At 40.8% G+C, this 15,207-nt stretch carries 12 protein-coding genes; 4 read left to right on the forward strand and 8 right to left on the reverse strand.

Annotated elements, in window-relative coordinates; translation table 11 throughout:
- The 5 genes from DP117_RS28510 to DP117_RS28535 all read right to left on the reverse strand — a co-directional run.
- Positions 1-1,901, reverse strand: a 1,901-nt coding sequence (locus DP117_RS28510; RefSeq protein WP_169221575.1) for a hypothetical protein, incomplete at its 3' end; no start/stop codon positions are given.
- A gap of 662 nt (positions 1,902-2,563) precedes the next feature.
- Positions 2,564-2,809 (reverse strand): hypothetical protein, encoded by a 246-nt coding sequence (locus DP117_RS28520; RefSeq protein ID WP_169221576.1) that lies wholly within the window; start codon positions 2,807-2,809, stop codon positions 2,564-2,566.
- A 2-nt stretch (positions 2,810-2,811) separates the two neighbouring features.
- Entirely contained in the window at positions 2,812-3,798 is a 987-nt protein-coding gene (locus DP117_RS28525; RefSeq protein WP_169221578.1) for a hypothetical protein, read from the reverse strand.
- 67 nt (positions 3,799-3,865) lie between these two features.
- Entirely contained in the window at positions 3,866-4,645 is a 780-nt protein-coding gene (locus DP117_RS28530) for an RNA polymerase sigma factor SigF (RefSeq protein WP_169221579.1), read from the reverse strand.
- An 875-nt stretch (positions 4,646-5,520) separates the two neighbouring features.
- On the reverse strand, positions 5,521-6,354 hold the full coding sequence (locus DP117_RS28535) for a photosystem II manganese-stabilizing polypeptide (RefSeq protein WP_169221580.1): 834 nt from the start codon (positions 6,352-6,354) through the stop codon (positions 5,521-5,523).
- An 858-nt stretch (positions 6,355-7,212) separates the two neighbouring features.
- Here DP117_RS28535 and DP117_RS28540 point away from each other — a divergent pair.
- The 3 genes from DP117_RS28540 (at position 7,213) to ftsZ (ending at position 11,811) form a co-directional block, all read left to right on the forward strand.
- Positions 7,213-7,563 (forward strand): hypothetical protein, encoded by a 351-nt coding sequence (locus DP117_RS28540; protein WP_169221581.1) that lies wholly within the window; start codon positions 7,213-7,215, stop codon positions 7,561-7,563.
- Positions 7,564-8,271: 708 nt separating this feature from the next.
- A complete protein-coding gene (locus tag DP117_RS28545) occupies positions 8,272-9,096 on the forward strand; it encodes an FtsQ-type POTRA domain-containing protein (protein ID WP_169221582.1) in 825 nt (274 codons plus the stop codon).
- 1,425 nt (positions 9,097-10,521) lie between these two features.
- Entirely contained in the window at positions 10,522-11,811 is a 1,290-nt protein-coding gene (gene ftsZ, locus DP117_RS28550) for a cell division protein FtsZ (RefSeq protein WP_169221583.1), read from the forward strand.
- Positions 11,812-11,903: 92 nt separating this feature from the next.
- On the opposite strand, the gene DP117_RS28555 is transcribed toward ftsZ, so the two are convergent.
- From DP117_RS28555 to grxC, 3 genes are all read right to left on the reverse strand, one after another.
- A complete protein-coding gene (locus DP117_RS28555) occupies positions 11,904-12,098 on the reverse strand; it encodes a hypothetical protein (RefSeq protein ID WP_169221584.1) in 195 nt (64 codons plus the stop codon).
- A gap of 97 nt (positions 12,099-12,195) precedes the next feature.
- Positions 12,196-13,161 (reverse strand): glutathione synthase, encoded by a 966-nt coding sequence (gshB, locus tag DP117_RS28560; RefSeq protein WP_169221585.1) that lies wholly within the window; start codon positions 13,159-13,161, stop codon positions 12,196-12,198.
- A 117-nt stretch (positions 13,162-13,278) separates the two neighbouring features.
- On the reverse strand, positions 13,279-13,557 hold the full coding sequence (gene grxC / locus DP117_RS28565) for a glutaredoxin 3 (protein ID WP_169221586.1): 279 nt from the start codon (positions 13,555-13,557) through the stop codon (positions 13,279-13,281).
- Positions 13,558-13,761: 204 nt separating this feature from the next.
- Between grxC and DP117_RS28570 the strand changes: the two genes are divergently transcribed.
- Positions 13,762-14,955, forward strand: coding sequence for a Coenzyme F420 hydrogenase/dehydrogenase, beta subunit C-terminal domain (locus tag DP117_RS28570; protein ID WP_169221587.1), 1,194 nt, complete (start codon positions 13,762-13,764; stop codon positions 14,953-14,955).
- The last annotated feature ends 252 nt before the right edge of the window (positions 14,956-15,207 follow it).

Below are 15,207 nucleotides of genomic sequence, written 5' to 3' on the forward strand. Positions count from 1 at the left end.
GGGTGATGGGATGATGGGGTGATAGAAAAAAGTTCTTCCTCTTGTCCGCTTATCTGCTTGTCCTCGTTGTCTGCTTGTTCTCGTTGTCTTTTTGTCTCCTTGTTAGCCTCATCAGACACCTGATCTTTGCTGGCGACAACATAGGTATCGTAGGTATCGTAGTCTTGATTTTGCAAATGAATGGGTTCAGGTAAGGAGTATCCTTGAGTTTGCATCCACTTTCTAATCAAGGGGGATATATTGGGGCTACCTGTCGTGATAAAATATTGGGAATTATCGGTAATCACTAATTTCGCAAACAATACATCTTGGGTGATGTGTTGAAGTTGTTCATCATCTTTTGCTAGTTTTGCAGCATCTTCTTGAAACGATATTTCTTGAAGCTGTGTATCGTCTTGTGCTAATTGCCCTGTCTGTTTCTCAAAAGATTCATTCTGAAATTGTGTTTCTTGTACAACTGATTTCGCTGTATCCTCATTATGAATCTTAGTTGTATGCTCTTGGTACTCAACAGATTCATGATTGGGTGTCATATTCTCTGTTTCATCCGGCGATGCTTTTAGTCGTTTTAAGTAAGGAAAAGTTCTATTTATGATGACTTGATTAAAAGTACTATGCTTTCTAAGCGACTCTGACTCAGAAGAAGGTTCGCAAACAGCGGTAGAACTAATTATCTGATTTTGAGACTGAACAAAGCTTGGTAATTGAGGTGAAATCGCTGTAGATTGACGATGCGATCGCGGATTTATTTTCGGCGGCAGAGATTTCTTTGGAGATGCTTGCAGCAGTAGAGATTTCGCTTTCTCTGGAGTTTTGACTAAATTAAAAAGTTTCAAATCTAGAGGTGTAGATACTTTTTTGGCTTCTGAAGAAACCAGCGGTGCAGAGGATGTTAGTTGGTTTTCTACCGTATCTGATTCATTCTTACTGGTTGCAGTCCTAATTGCCAGTAATTCAGTCACATCTGCTGTAATTGTGAAAAACTGGTTAGTTAACAGTGTAGTGTTACCATCAATCTTAAGCACGCCATATAAACTGATTTCTCCCAAAATCAGCCTCGATTCACAATCAGCTGGAACCTCAATGGAACATCTAATATGAAACGGTATTAACTTTTCTGGTAAAGATTGCCGCACTCGCCTGATAATTTTAGAATCTTGGGGTGAGCGCAGTTCTATTCTAATTTCTCCTCCATAGACTGTTTCATCATTTGATTTTAAACTCTTGAGAGCCAAATCCGTAGTTTCTTTTTGCTCCACACGCCCATTAATCGTGAGACTTTGTCCCCAACAAGCAGTGTAAATTTCTTCCTCAAGTTTCAACAATAGCAGTGATTCTGGCGTTTGCACCGGAAAATTCTCAATCGGTTTGTCATCTTTGAGTGACAATTCAGAATCAGGTAAAGCAATTTCTATTAAGTTTTGTAAAATTTGTTGTGCTGTATCACCTTTAAGCCAAACTGGGCAAATCGGCTGCTCAATAATATCTTCTTCTTTAAGCAACTCATTTGTAAAGACAGGAGATTCCTCCTCTAGTTTCACCTCTATAGCGACTAATGGTAAGACTTCCAACTCAACACAATGTTGCCAAGGTTGACTCACGAAATGGGACATCAAATCACTCGAACAACATAACTCCCAAACTCCTGGCTTGAGATCAGTAAAAGGAATAACGATGAGTAAGCCTTCAGAGTTGGTACGACGCGATCGCCTTTGAATCTCCCGTTTTGGTGGAAGTTCAACAGTTGAGGTGTGAGTAATCCGCACTTCCAAATCTATATTATTGAGGTCAGAGCGAGCTAAAACTCTATACCGACCTTCTACAATTTCTATATTTGGCGATTCTATGGGAATCCAAGAGCGATCGCCTTGTTTCTGTATCAGAAATTGCCAGTGTTCCATGTTGAGTGATGTCCAGACTGTGGAGCCGCTCTCGTTGTATCTGAATTATCTCGCTTGTCAGTTTAACTCAATCCATCAGTCCATGTGTGATTTTTCATCCAACCTTTGTGAGATTTTTATTGATAGCATGGTAGTATGTTTGACTGTTTATAGCGAATAACGAGTCGTACTTAGTAACGACGTAGGCACATACCTACACTGCGAGTGAACCCTAGAGATTCATAGAACGGCTGCAGATCGGGAGCACAGGTTAAATCAACTGCTGGAACATGCTCAATCTGGGCAAGAAGACGACGGACAAGTTCTGAACCAATGCTCTGCCGCTGATAAGATGGCAGTACTTCTAGCAAAGGAATAAATGCAGATTGGATCCCATCCCAGATGCAGGTGATAAACCCAACCACACGAAAAGTTGTGGTATCAATTGCTAAAACAATGAAGTCACTGTTCTTCAGAATTTGCTAGTGGCTTTCACTAGTATGGGGACTGCGCCAACCAACGAAGAATCCAGTTAACATTGATGTGGTGATTCCATCAAGTGTCGTTTGGTAGCAAATCATTTGAGCTATTTATCAAACTTACTTATTCAGCAGTCATGATTGTATGTATAAAGTCAAACTGTTGCAACGAATCTTTACATATTTTGATGCAAAGAAAATTCGTCAAGCAATATAGCGACTGCGATAATAAGTCAAAATTTGCTGTACCCGTTGCCGACTTTGTACTCCACACTCAGGGGTATACGAAATCCATAAACCAGCAATTTGGCTTTGATTGTAATCAAATTGTTGAGAGGTTTGAGGAATAAAACTCACTTCTACGCCTTCTACTTGAGATAAATGAGCCGCTATCTCTCGGTAGACTGCTAAAGGTAAACCAGCAAATTCAATAGTTTCTTTTGTTTCCATTTTTAAGTATCTCCCTCTGGAACAGAGTTTTGGGGTGGCGCTGTTAAAGAAACAGGATTGTCCTCAGAAGTAGCAGTTGGTGGCGTTTGGGTAACAGATTCTTGCCCCACCATTTTGGTAACTTCAATACCATATTGTTCCAGAATAACGACAGGTTCGGAACCTTCATTTATTTCAATACGTTTCACCAACACTCCATTTGCTAGCTGCTGTCCTGCGTAGACATACTGGCTTGTTGCTTCTAATGGTACTTTAATAATTGCTTGGGGTTCTTGACCAATAAGAACAACACCAGACACAAAAACTGCTTTGGCTAACTCTGGTTGTGGTGGAGTTACTACCGCTAAGCTAGGGTTAGGGATAAGTTGCGGTAAGACTTTTGGTGGCACACGAGTCAAGCTAGGCTTAGGCTTGACTTTTGTAGATGTGCTTGTCACTTGCAGCACTGAACCTTGCCCAATCATTTTTTGGGGCGCGGTGTTCCGTGTCATTGTTTTTTTGTGAATTCTGTACTTTTGTTGATTTGGCTTTTGTTCGTTTAAAGATTTTTTACTTATAGCAACAACTACACTCTTCCGTTTACTTTTAGGTACGCTTAGAGGAGCTAACTGAGAAACAGGTTTTACCTGTGCAGCAGTCTTCGTGACTTTCATAGAATAAGGAATCACAATTTTTGCAAACGGATCATTCCGACCTTTTGACACGAGACTTACCCGTTTTGTAGAATCTGTTGATTGAATCAAGCTGGCAGTTGTTTGACTCACAACTTTTGGAGTCTGCTTGTTAAGCACCTCTGGGTTATCAAAGGGTTGATTCATGACTTGTTTGTGAACAGAAACCACTGGGTTCTTGAAGGGCTGATTTGCTGCTTGTATGTCGGTAGGCACAACATGAGTAGATTGTGTACTTTCTGACGAACAAGAGGCAACAGCCAAAGCTAGAATACCTACTATTACAATTGTTGAATTTTTGCTTGAATTTCTACCCATGAAGTGCTATTGAAATTTTTGGGCTGGTGTGTTCTGCATTCTGTGTTCTTTTCAATAAGTTTTGCTGTTAATCTTCTGGCATGTGCATCAAGTGTTTCAGTGAGTCTAGCCCTTTCTTAAGCCTACGAGAAACCGTGACTGCACTGACACCAAGACGTTGTGCGACTTGTTTTTGCGTCAAATCATGCAAAAAAACAAATTCCAAGACTTGACGGGTACCTTGTTCTAGCTGCACCAGTGCTTGTTCGATACGAATTTGGTCTTCTTGCGCGAGTTGAAAGCTATGGTAGCGGTTATCCGGAACAAGATCTCCCAATAATGCGGTAGTACCTTCATCTCCATCCTGCACTGGGATATCAAGGCTTAAGGGAGCGCGGTTAACCCATGCTAATTTAATTTCTTGCCATTCATCAGGGGAAATTTTCAATGCTGCTGCTAACTCAGAGTCAGTCGGTTGACGATTGTATTTTTCTCGTAGAGAACACGAAACTCTTATTGCTTGTTGTTGCAGTGCTAACCAGCGTCGAGGAATTCGCACGCTGACTCCTTTATCTCGAAGATAGTGTCGTATTTCACCGCGAATATAGGGAATAGCAAAAGAACTGAAAGCGTACCCCTTGGAAATTTCAAATTTTTCTATAGCTCGAATCAAACCCAAACAACCCACTTGGAGTAAGTCCTCGTAGCTTTCATGGCATTGATTCATCCAGTAATGAGCTTCTTTTCTGACAAGCCCAAAATTAAGTTTCACCAATTGATTGCGAAAATCAGCCGAGCGATATTGGTGATATTCTCGCAACAACTGCCAAATCTCATGCTTGAATTCGTTGGTGACTGTGGTTGGCATAGTACCGCATTTCTTGGTCGAATAAACAAAGAAATACTCATTTTTAAAGCAAGCTACAATTGCATTTTTTAAGTCAGATTTTTGCAACATACCTGTTGGACGATGAACGCCAGGCAATAGACACACAAATACTCTCTGACACCTTTGTACAAAGTAGCGGACTTACCCCGTAACAAGCGGTATCCGATACCTGAATGGCAAACAGCCTCCGATGGCAGAGAGTTATGTGCTGGAAACAGCCACCACAACTGAATTGACAATGCAGCTTAATTTAAATTGGAGGGGTTCTTTTGTTTTTGAGTTAACTTTTTTTGTTTCTATATAATTACATAGGAATAAAATAAAAATTTATTACTAAATATAAAACCGTAATTTTACTGAATTCGACCCGTGAAGACATCAGAAATTGACGGAAAATCGAAACTATGTACCATAAATAAAAACTAATTAAAATAGGTAAAACACTGAAAAATCATTTTTTTCTATAAATTGGGTTTATGATTTATCATTTCGACTTTAAATAATTTAAAGATATTCGCACAAGCAAATGACAAGGGCGAGAAGCTCTTGTTGCATTTGTGTATAGACTCAACAGTTCTAAATAGATTCGTTTGACTAAAGTTAAGTTTTATGGTATATTTTGTCCTCAAAAACTATCGTCGTGGGCAGCACAGTTCTTTCAGGATAGATGCCTTGGGTTAGCTGTTTTTTTCTGTCCATGTACTTATTAAGTAAACCAAATACAGACAGAGGTAACTTCAAAACCTCCTTTCAGAAATTCTCCTGTTAGGAGGGCAAGAAGTTACCTCTTAGGTTTAACTTAATAAACGCAATAGACGCTCTAAGTGCCGGTTAGTTGCTATCTTTAGAACAATCTAGACTCTAGAAGGTTCTACGCGACCGTAGAACAGACCACGAATTTTGACTTCCTCAGGCTCTTTAGCGCCTAAGTCGGTATCAGAAGGCTGTTCACTCTCGAAAGTGCCTGCAATTTCACCGGTAGAGCTATCTACTTTCGCAATTTGCAGAGAAATGCTGCCCTTAAGAACATCAGCTCGCTTAACGTTAGAGTTCGTTAAGTTTTCATCATCAGCTTGAGCCGGGAGAGCCACCGCGTTATCATATCCACTCGTTACACCGCGACCTTTGGGATCGAGGAAGGCAGAACCTCGATAAGAGGGGACTCTGAAGGTACCTTGAAAGTCGGTGGAGGTGTTGAGACTAGTCAAGCCAGGTTGTGTTTGAGCCACCAAGCCTTTGACGGTAAATAAGAAAGGTATGCTTTCACCACCAGGCAGTTTAACTGTAATGGCTTGAAAGTCAAAGCCATCTTGTTCCACAAAGGTGAGGCTATTATCTGGATTGACCTTGAGATCGCCACTCACTTGATCCAAGGAGTAGGTACGACGAGTCAACAATTTGCCAGCAATATATTCTGCTTTTTGCCGTTTATTAAGGGGTTCTTCTTTCACAAAGAATTGGGTTGGCTCTAAGCAGAGTTCTTTTAAGCTGTAGGACTGGCTGTTATCTATGGGAATAGAGCCACGACTAGTTTCTGCCAATTGGGGACATTTGACAGCCAAACCAGTACCTTTAATTTGGTCGTAGGTTAGCAATTCTGTACTCGTCGATGATGGACCTTCACTACAAGCAGTCAGTAACCCCAAGCATAAAGCCAAGAATGCAACAATTAAAGCACGAAACCTCATGGTTAACCTCAATGTCAAAAATTAGTATTTAACTTGTAAAACCGCACCTAAGCTTTGATAAGCACAAAGCCGCAACTTAAACTTACCAGGAGCTATACGTTTCTTAACGTGTTGCTTCCTTTAGCCCAGGCTTTAAACCTCAAACTACCCAACTCACTGCATCGGTTGGGATGCGTGGTTAAAGGGTGGTAAAAGAATTAGCAGTTTTACATACAGCCCATTGTTTTATGGGGAAATCAACCTGATCATCAGCCAGATCATACGATTTTTTTTAACTCAAAATCAAAACGTTCTGATGTTTACCAACAAAGCTGGGATCACAAATAGCTATCGAGATAGGCACTAATAATGCGTCGTAGCTTTATTTATGTCAGCGCTCAGAACTTCAATTGTTGTCTTTTGCAGGTAGTTTTCTCAAAAACGACAGTTTGATGTATGATAGAGCACTTATTGTGTTGAAATAATAAGTGTTATTAACATATAAAATTCCTACACAATTTTACTAAAAGTTGCTTTTATTACGTACAGACTTTAAAAAAGTATTAATTTTTACTCGAAAGGCATTTAAGACAAAAAAAGCATACCCAAAAGGCTTCCTGTAGGATATGGTAATCTTATTTGCGTTTGCGCGCCCGACGTAGTGGTGAGTCTTTGTATCTATATTTACAATACACGCTATTCACTAAAGTCAGAACCTACAAAAACCTATTTCTTCAAGATATGTCAAGAAAATTTGCCTGAGCAACACCTCATAAATCAATTAAGCTTTTCAACATAAAGGTTGACAGCTTAACAACTGAAAACACAAAATCTCCAATAAATTTAATTAGGCCTAATTTACAGGGACACAGGGGGGGTATGAGCGACATTAAAAAGTCAGAGTCAATCCAATTGTCTTGTAGACTACAAGCAATTGCATCAGCAACATATGATGCAGCCCAAGATTGTCAAGGGAATGCTAAAGCTCTTTTAGCGTTACTCAGACAGTTGGAGCAGTTACACCGAGAAATTCGAGATGGGGCTTTTCAACAGAGTTTGCCTGATAATCGTCAAGCCCTCTACTCACTGCTTCGCGATATTGAGGCTGAGGGAGGCTGGCCTTATATTGAACGCATGAGGCTACAAGCTTTTTTAAAAAATGTAGAACAAGAGGGGGCTGTTTTCAACAGCATTGAGGTTTTGGAAAACGATAGCTCCTTGAACTGGTAGTCTGCTGTCGATTCTATAATTTTCGTGCCAAATCTCCTGTCTGTAAGAGCTTCAGGCTAGAAAAAGTACAACTTGTAAGCGTCATCGCTTACCAATTTTGAATTGTAGATTTGAGATTCCTAGGAAGAGTACAGAACTCAGAACGAGAAAATCCCGCTTCATCACTCGTACTGAAAAACTGCCGTCCCTCATGCCCTTAAGAATCGTGATTTTCCTCGATGGATAAATCCAAGGGCAGTGCATCCCGCACAAAGCGCGCTAGTCATGGTACTATTATTGTTTTATCTTCTTGACTCCACTCTGTGTGAAAAATTTGACAAAGTATATGCCTTAGTTAAATTTTTCCGATGATCAACAAATTTTATCCGCCTGGGCACCGAAGGCAGAAATTAAAAGGCAGAGGGTTTAAATCCCCTTCCAATCACTTTCTTCAGCAAGCTGCTTTTCTTCAACCGTTTCATTCCTCTTGCGAGTTCCAATGCCTGAGTTTTTAGTCAGATGCTCAAAAAGCAATACGCAGATCTAAAATAGTTTGTCAAGACTATTTTTGTTTTTGTAGCTTTTTTTCAGTAAGAAATGGTTGCCACAAAAAAATCAAAAGGCTACATTCAATTGGAAAGCAAGTCTTTAGGACTAATCGCGTTTACAAAAATTACACAATAGTACGAGCGCAACAACGAGTTGGACTGAAAGTGTGGAAGGGTTTGCATGGCTGGCATTATATCGGTTTCCCGCTCAGATTTGGAAGGTCGCCGTAAGAAATTACGTCAAAAGCGGCAAATGAAAATTATCCAGACTATTTGGCAAACTATAACCGTGAGTTCATTGGCGGGAGGTTTGCTGTGGATCGCTACCCAACCGATTTGGGTACTAACAACACCTAAAGATATTGAGGTTTACGGGAATCACTTACTGTCTCGTGAGACTATTCACTCATTACTCGTGCTTGCTTATCCTCAGTCTTTATGGCGGATAGAACCTCATAAAATCGCTGAATCTTTGAAACAGCAACCGACGATCGCACAAGCAACCGTCAGTCGTCGTCTGTTTCCACCAGGGTTAATCGTTCAAATTCAAGAACGAGTTCCTGTAGCGATCGCCCAAAGTCGTCGGGAGAAAGGAAACACTGATAGTGCTCACAAAAAAGTATCTGTAGGGTTACTAGATGCCAATGGTGTTTGGATACCTATAGAAAAATACACATCTGGTGATCCCAATTTACAATTGCCTAGTCTCAAAGTTTTTGGCTCACTAGAACAGTACCGTCCCTATTGGACTCAACTTTATCACGCTCTGAGCCAGAGTTCTGTAAACGTCAAAGAAATTGACTTCCAAGACCCAACAAATTTAATTTTGGAAACAGAACTGGGAAATATACATCTTGGGGCACCAAGTTCCTTGTTACCTGAAAAAATTAAGGTAATGACTCAAATGCGCAATTTACCTGCACAACTCAATCCGACTCAAATAGAGTACATTGATCTCAAAAATCCAGACTTTCCATTAGTACAAATGAACCAAAAAAAACAATAACCATTATCCTCAAGTATCTAAAAAGATTTGATGTGTTCGATGTGTAAAGCACAATAAATTAATAAAGAAGTTTTATGCTGAGTCAATATACAATTTTCGATATTGCAGTAATCTACGATATTGCAGTCACCCAAGTCCAAACCAGCATTAACTTCTGATGACAATCGGAGGAATAATCATTAAAACTTCTATTTTGGAGTAGAAGTAGAGCTTGTTATTGCCCTAACATCTAAATAATAGGGTGCAAACGTTAGGCAAACTAGCGTTAGATAAATTTATGATTGGGTCTAGGCTGAGAAACGCCTATCGCTTACTTAGTATTCGACAAAGCCCATTATATTATCGGGTTGAGTTCATGAGCTTTTTATTTGCTGCTAACTCAAAATGGGAAAGTAGTGGTGTTTTTGAGGAAAACAGCTGTTTACAACAGCTTTCCTAAGGGCAAACAGTTTATTTTGCAACCAACCGTGTTTTGAAAACACTGGTCTTGAGATATCCAAAGGGTGGATTTCCGTAAGTACAACTCTGTAGCAACAACAGAAAGCATACTGAAATAGACGCGCAAAGGCTGCTTCCCTTAAATTCCTCTAAATACCGTTAGATTTTCCTACTAGTCAGAAGAGGAACTCTTCCGGAGCAAAAGTAAAATCTATTAATTGCAAAGTTTTCCTTGTATAAAGGCGAACTGAAAAGCAAAAAATGAGCGTGTTCCATTTTCCATTACCTAACAAGTCATTTCTCGGTTATGTCCAGTTCAGGAATAGATTAAGTAGAACATAAATTTTGTGTCTTAAATGGTAAATCCTATTGTTCAAATCTTGACTACAGATGAAACTCACCACGATCTGCCTTTACAAATTACGCAGTTACTTGGGGATTTCGTGTACAGAATCTCCTGTTTTCAGAAATTGTGTATAGGCAATCACTTAAAATTACTCCGGGGAGACTGTTCTGAAGAGAGCAAGAGTTGGTTATATCAGTGGTTAAGAAACTTATACTTTCTTGTTTTATACCATAAAAGATCTGTGTGTGGAGCGAGCCGTGAAAAAAAAACTTGTTGCTCCAGTTGCAAAATAAATGTCCGATGTCAGTCACAAGCTCAAACACGGAGATATTATTGGGGATACCAGGGGTATACTGAGCCAAATCGGCTAAATAGCAGTGAACATATTAATGTCTGGTGGAAGTTATACAAGTCAATGTTAAGTGAATACAGGTATACTTCACTAGAATTAGCTATACGACTGGGTGCCTTCATGGCTAAAGCGATAGCAAACTTTCGACTTTTAATCCGAGCAAGGCTGGAAGTTGAAAGAACAATAAACAAAAATGCCATAGATTATGGCAACCTCAGCGTCAAACTATAGTTGACTCCCAGGTGAATAACACCTTAAAAAGTCGTTTATCTACATGCTCGCAACTCCGATGACACTTGATAATAACCAAGGGCTTACCTATAAAAACTCCCAGTCTCCTGGACAGCAGGGGTTCTCTCTGGCAATCAGTTCCACCAATCCCTTTAATAATACTGGCGTAAACTACGGTCAAAATCATGACAGCAAGAAGATTCCTGGTGAAGAAATACGAATGGGTGATATTGTTCCTGGCCGAGTCGCCAATATTAAAGTCATTGGTGTGGGTGGTGGCGGTAGCAATGCTGTTAACCGCATGATTGCGTCTGATGTGACTGGGGTGGAATTTTGGTCAATTAACACCGATGCACAGGCTCTGACCTTAGCATCTGCTCCTGCTCGTTTGCAAATTGGACAGAAACTTACGCGAGGCTTAGGAGCAGGTGGTAATCCTGCTATTGGTCAAAAAGCTGCTGAGGAATCGCGAGACGAGATTGCCAAAGCTTTAGAAGGTGCCGACTTAGTATTTATTACTGCTGGTATGGGAGGCGGTACTGGTACAGGTGCTGCTCCGATTGTTGCCGAAGTCGCAAAAGAAATGGGCGCTCTCACTGTCGGCGTGGTTACGCGTCCATTTATCTTTGAGGGGCGTCGCCGCACCTCTCAAGCAGAGCAAGGTGTTGAAGGTCTAAAAAGTAGAGTGGATACGCTCATCATTATTCCTAACAATAAGCTCTTGGAAGTAATCCCAGAGCAGACACCCATGCAAGAAGCTTTTCGCTATGCAGATGATGTACTTCGTCAAGGGGTACAAGGTATTTCAGATATCATCACAATCCCTGGTTTAATCAACGTTGACTTTGCCGATGTCCGAGCTGTCATGGCAGATGCAGGCTCAGCGTTGATGGGAATTGGCATTGGCTCAGGAAAATCAAGAGCTAGAGAAGCAGCAATTGCCGCCATTTCTTCGCCATTGCTAGAGTCTTCGATTGAAGGAGCTAGAGGCGTTGTCTTTAATATCACTGGTGGTAGTGACCTGACTTTGCATGAAGTGAACGCCGCAGCAGAAACAATTTATGAAGTTGTTGATCCCAACGCCAATATTATTTTTGGAGCGGTGATTGATGATAGGCTCCAAGGTGAGGTAAGACTGACCGTAATTGCCACAGGATTTACAGGTGAAGCACAAGCTGTACCACAGCAAAACGCCAATCAACCACGGATCGTCTCCCCACAACCAACAAAAAGACCATTGCCACAGCCACCAGCAGCTAATCCTACAACACCTGTTGCAGAACCTAAAGAAAAACCAGGACTAGACATACCGGATTTTCTCCGCAACCGACGCACACCTCGTAATTAAGAAATGATGAACTATCAATAGGAGCAGAGTAAAAAATTTTATATGACTCATAATCGATAAGTCTTAGTTAAAGGGTTTTGCAAGCTGCTGGGCTAAGCAGTTTTATTGCCATCCCTAATAATGCATATAGTTGATTCAACTCGTCTATGCCATTTACAAATCAAATTCATTTGGATATGTGTTCGCTCACGCGGATGTCCATCACTGCATTTGGTAGAAAAAGCAGGGCGAGGTATTTTACCATATCTACCTAGCACTTCTGTAATTTCCAACTTATTTGTCACCATGTAAGTTTGCCAGGGTGCAAGGGAAATTACACGGACATCAACCAAGCTTCTAATTGATTGGGGCTAGCAACAGGTTTATGCTAATAGTTGTTATCCATTATTTTTTTGCCTGCTCTACCCATTGAATAACCTGATGACCAAGGCGAGTACCGTCAAATCGGTCTATCTCCCGCACTCCAGTAGGACTAGTGACGTTGACTTCGGTCAGGTAACCACCAATAACGTCAATACCGACAAAAATTAAGCCATCTTTGCGTAAGGTATCAGCTAGTTGGGCACAAATTTCATGCTCTCTTGGAGTGATGTCAGTTTGGGCAACTGTACCACCTGTCGCCATGTTATTACGAAAGTCGCTGCCAGATGAAAGGCGATTGAGGGCACCAATTGGTTCGCCATTGAGCAGGATAATCCGCTTGTCTCCGTCTTTTGCTTCCGGTAAGTAGGTTTGTACCATAACTGGGACTCGACCTTGGAGCGTACTGAGTTCGACCATAGAATTGAAATTGCGATCGCCTCCTTCTAAAAATAAAATTCCTTCTCCTGCCTTATTTCCCAGTGGTTTAAGTACCGCTCTTCCCTGAACCTCCACAAATTGCCTAATCAACAGCTTATCAGCGGTGACAATCGTTTCTGGAATCGCTTTGGTAAACTGGAGGGCATACATTTTTTCGTTTGCTGCTCGGATACCCGAAGGACTGTTGATAACCAAAGTTTTATTTTGGTCTATGTAGTCTAGAATGTATGTCGCATAAAGATAAGGCACTGTGACTGGTGGATCTGTCCTCATGAAGACAGCATCTAGTGTTTCCAGGCTCATAGCAGTGCGGTTGCTCAAGTTGTACCAAGGATTTGCTGCTTGATAACGTTCCTCCACCAACTCCACTGGTATAAGTTCTACTTTTTCTAGGAGTGCCCAAGCTTTGCCTTCCACCACACTGAGTTGATTAGCTTGAGTGATCCAAATTTCATGTCCTAGAATGTGCGCTGCTTCCATCAGAGCAACGCTTGTATCGTGACATGGATCAAGTTGATGGATGGGATCAATGATAAAAGCCAGTTTCACGCTTTCTGCCTCAATTGCCAGGAAATTCCAAAGTTATTCAATTTTGATTATCCCTTTAAGAGTTATTAAGTGACTCTTCCTAATTCCTCACTTTTCACTCTTGACTTTTCTGCCAACTTATAGATTATTTGTTGATGCTAGTAGCTCATCCAGCTTGCCTTGACTTTCTAGAGCATAAATATCATCACAACCACCAACGTGATGGTCGTTGATAAAAATTTGTGGTACCGAGCGCCTGCCATTTGCTCTTCTCGCCATGAGGTTACGTGCAGCCTCATCTCCATCAATGCTGTATTCGGTGTAATTTACCCCCTTTTTTGCCAGCAAATTTTTGGCACGAATACAAAATGGGCAAGTTCTCCAAGTATAAATTTCTACTTTTGCAAGCGTAGGCATAACATCCTCAACTTTTATTAATGTTTCTTAATTTTAAGATAATAACGTTATTGCTGTGGATGCTTAATCTTGTATTTGCTCTCCCAATCTGCTGCAAAGTCGTCCACCTTTAGAAAAATTCAAATTCTGAAATTTAATACTTTTAAAAGTGTAAAGTAAAGCTTTAGAATATCTGATTTTTTTAGTTAATAAGCTGCTGTTAATATGACATCGCTGTCTCCTCACAAAAAAGCCAAAGCCCTCAAACCCAGTAGCCGTCGCCCTGCTAAAGAACTCTGTAGCGAGTGCGGTCTATGTGATACATACTATATTCATTATGTCAAGGAAGCTTGCGCTTTTATTAATCAGCAAATAGACAAACTCGAAGAACAGACGCACACTCGCTCTCGGAATTTCGATAATTCAGAAGAGTTGTACTTTGGTGTGCATCAAGACATGATGGCGGCCCGGAAAACGCAGCCTGTTCTTGGTGCTCAATGGACAGGAATTGTAAGTACCATCGCCATCGAAATGCTGAATCGCGGTCTTGTTGAGGGTGTCGTTTGCGTGCAAAACACGGAGGAAGACCGCTTTCAACCAAAGCCCATCATTGCTCGTACCTCAGAGGAAGTATTGGCAGCACGAGTTAATAAACCAACACTTTCACCGAATTTATCCGTATTGGAACAAATAGAAAAATCAGGAATGAAGCGGCTATTGGTGATTGGTGTTGGTTGCCAAATTCAGGCATTACGAGCCGTCGAAAAACAACTAGGATTAGAAAAACTTTACGTTTTAGGGACACCTTGTGTCGATAATGTCAACCGTGCAGGACTGCAAAAATTCTTAGAAACGACCAGCAAATCACCTGATACAGTAGTACATTACGAATTCATGCAAGATTTCCGGGTTCATTTCAAACACGAAGATGGCTCTACTGAAACAGTGCCCTTCTTTGGACTCAAGACCAATAAACTGAAAGATGTGTTTGCCCCCTCCTGCATGAGTTGCTTTGATTACGTCAATTCTCTGGCGGATTTGGTCGTAGGTTATATGGGCGCACCTTTTGGATGGCAATGGATTGTGGTTAGAAATGAACAAGGTAAACAGATGCTGGACTTGGTAAAAGACCAATTAGAAACTGGGCCCGTGATGTCAAAGGGCGATCGCACAGCCGCAGTCCAACAAAGTATACCCGCCTACGACAAAGGTGTGACCCTGCCGATGTGGGCGGCAAAATTAATGGGTGTGGTTATTGAAAAAATTGGTCCCAAAGGTTTAGAGTATGCTCGTTTTTCGATTGATTCTCACTTCACCCGTAATTATTTGTACGTGAAGCGGAATCATCCAGAGAAATTAGAAGCGCATGTTCCAGAGTTTGCCAAACGTATCGTTGAGCAATATAAATTACCAGATTAACGTCTAAGCGTGAATTGTATCTTAATACGAATACAAAACACTTTTGGATGATGTAAGGTGAGCATTGCTTCCCTTACTATTAATCTGTCTTTATGTCAATTGAAAGCGAATATTTTATCTATCAACACACTAAAAATACTCAATTTGATGGTTCAGCTATTGCTGAATCATAACTATGAAAGAACAAAATAAATAACAAAAATTATCAGGAGAAAGAAATATAACCCACATTCCGCAGGGTTCATCAGCAAA

This window comes from Brasilonema sp. UFV-L1, from assembly GCF_012912105.1.
Classification (GTDB): Bacteria; Cyanobacteriota; Cyanobacteriia; order Cyanobacteriales; family Nostocaceae; genus Brasilonema.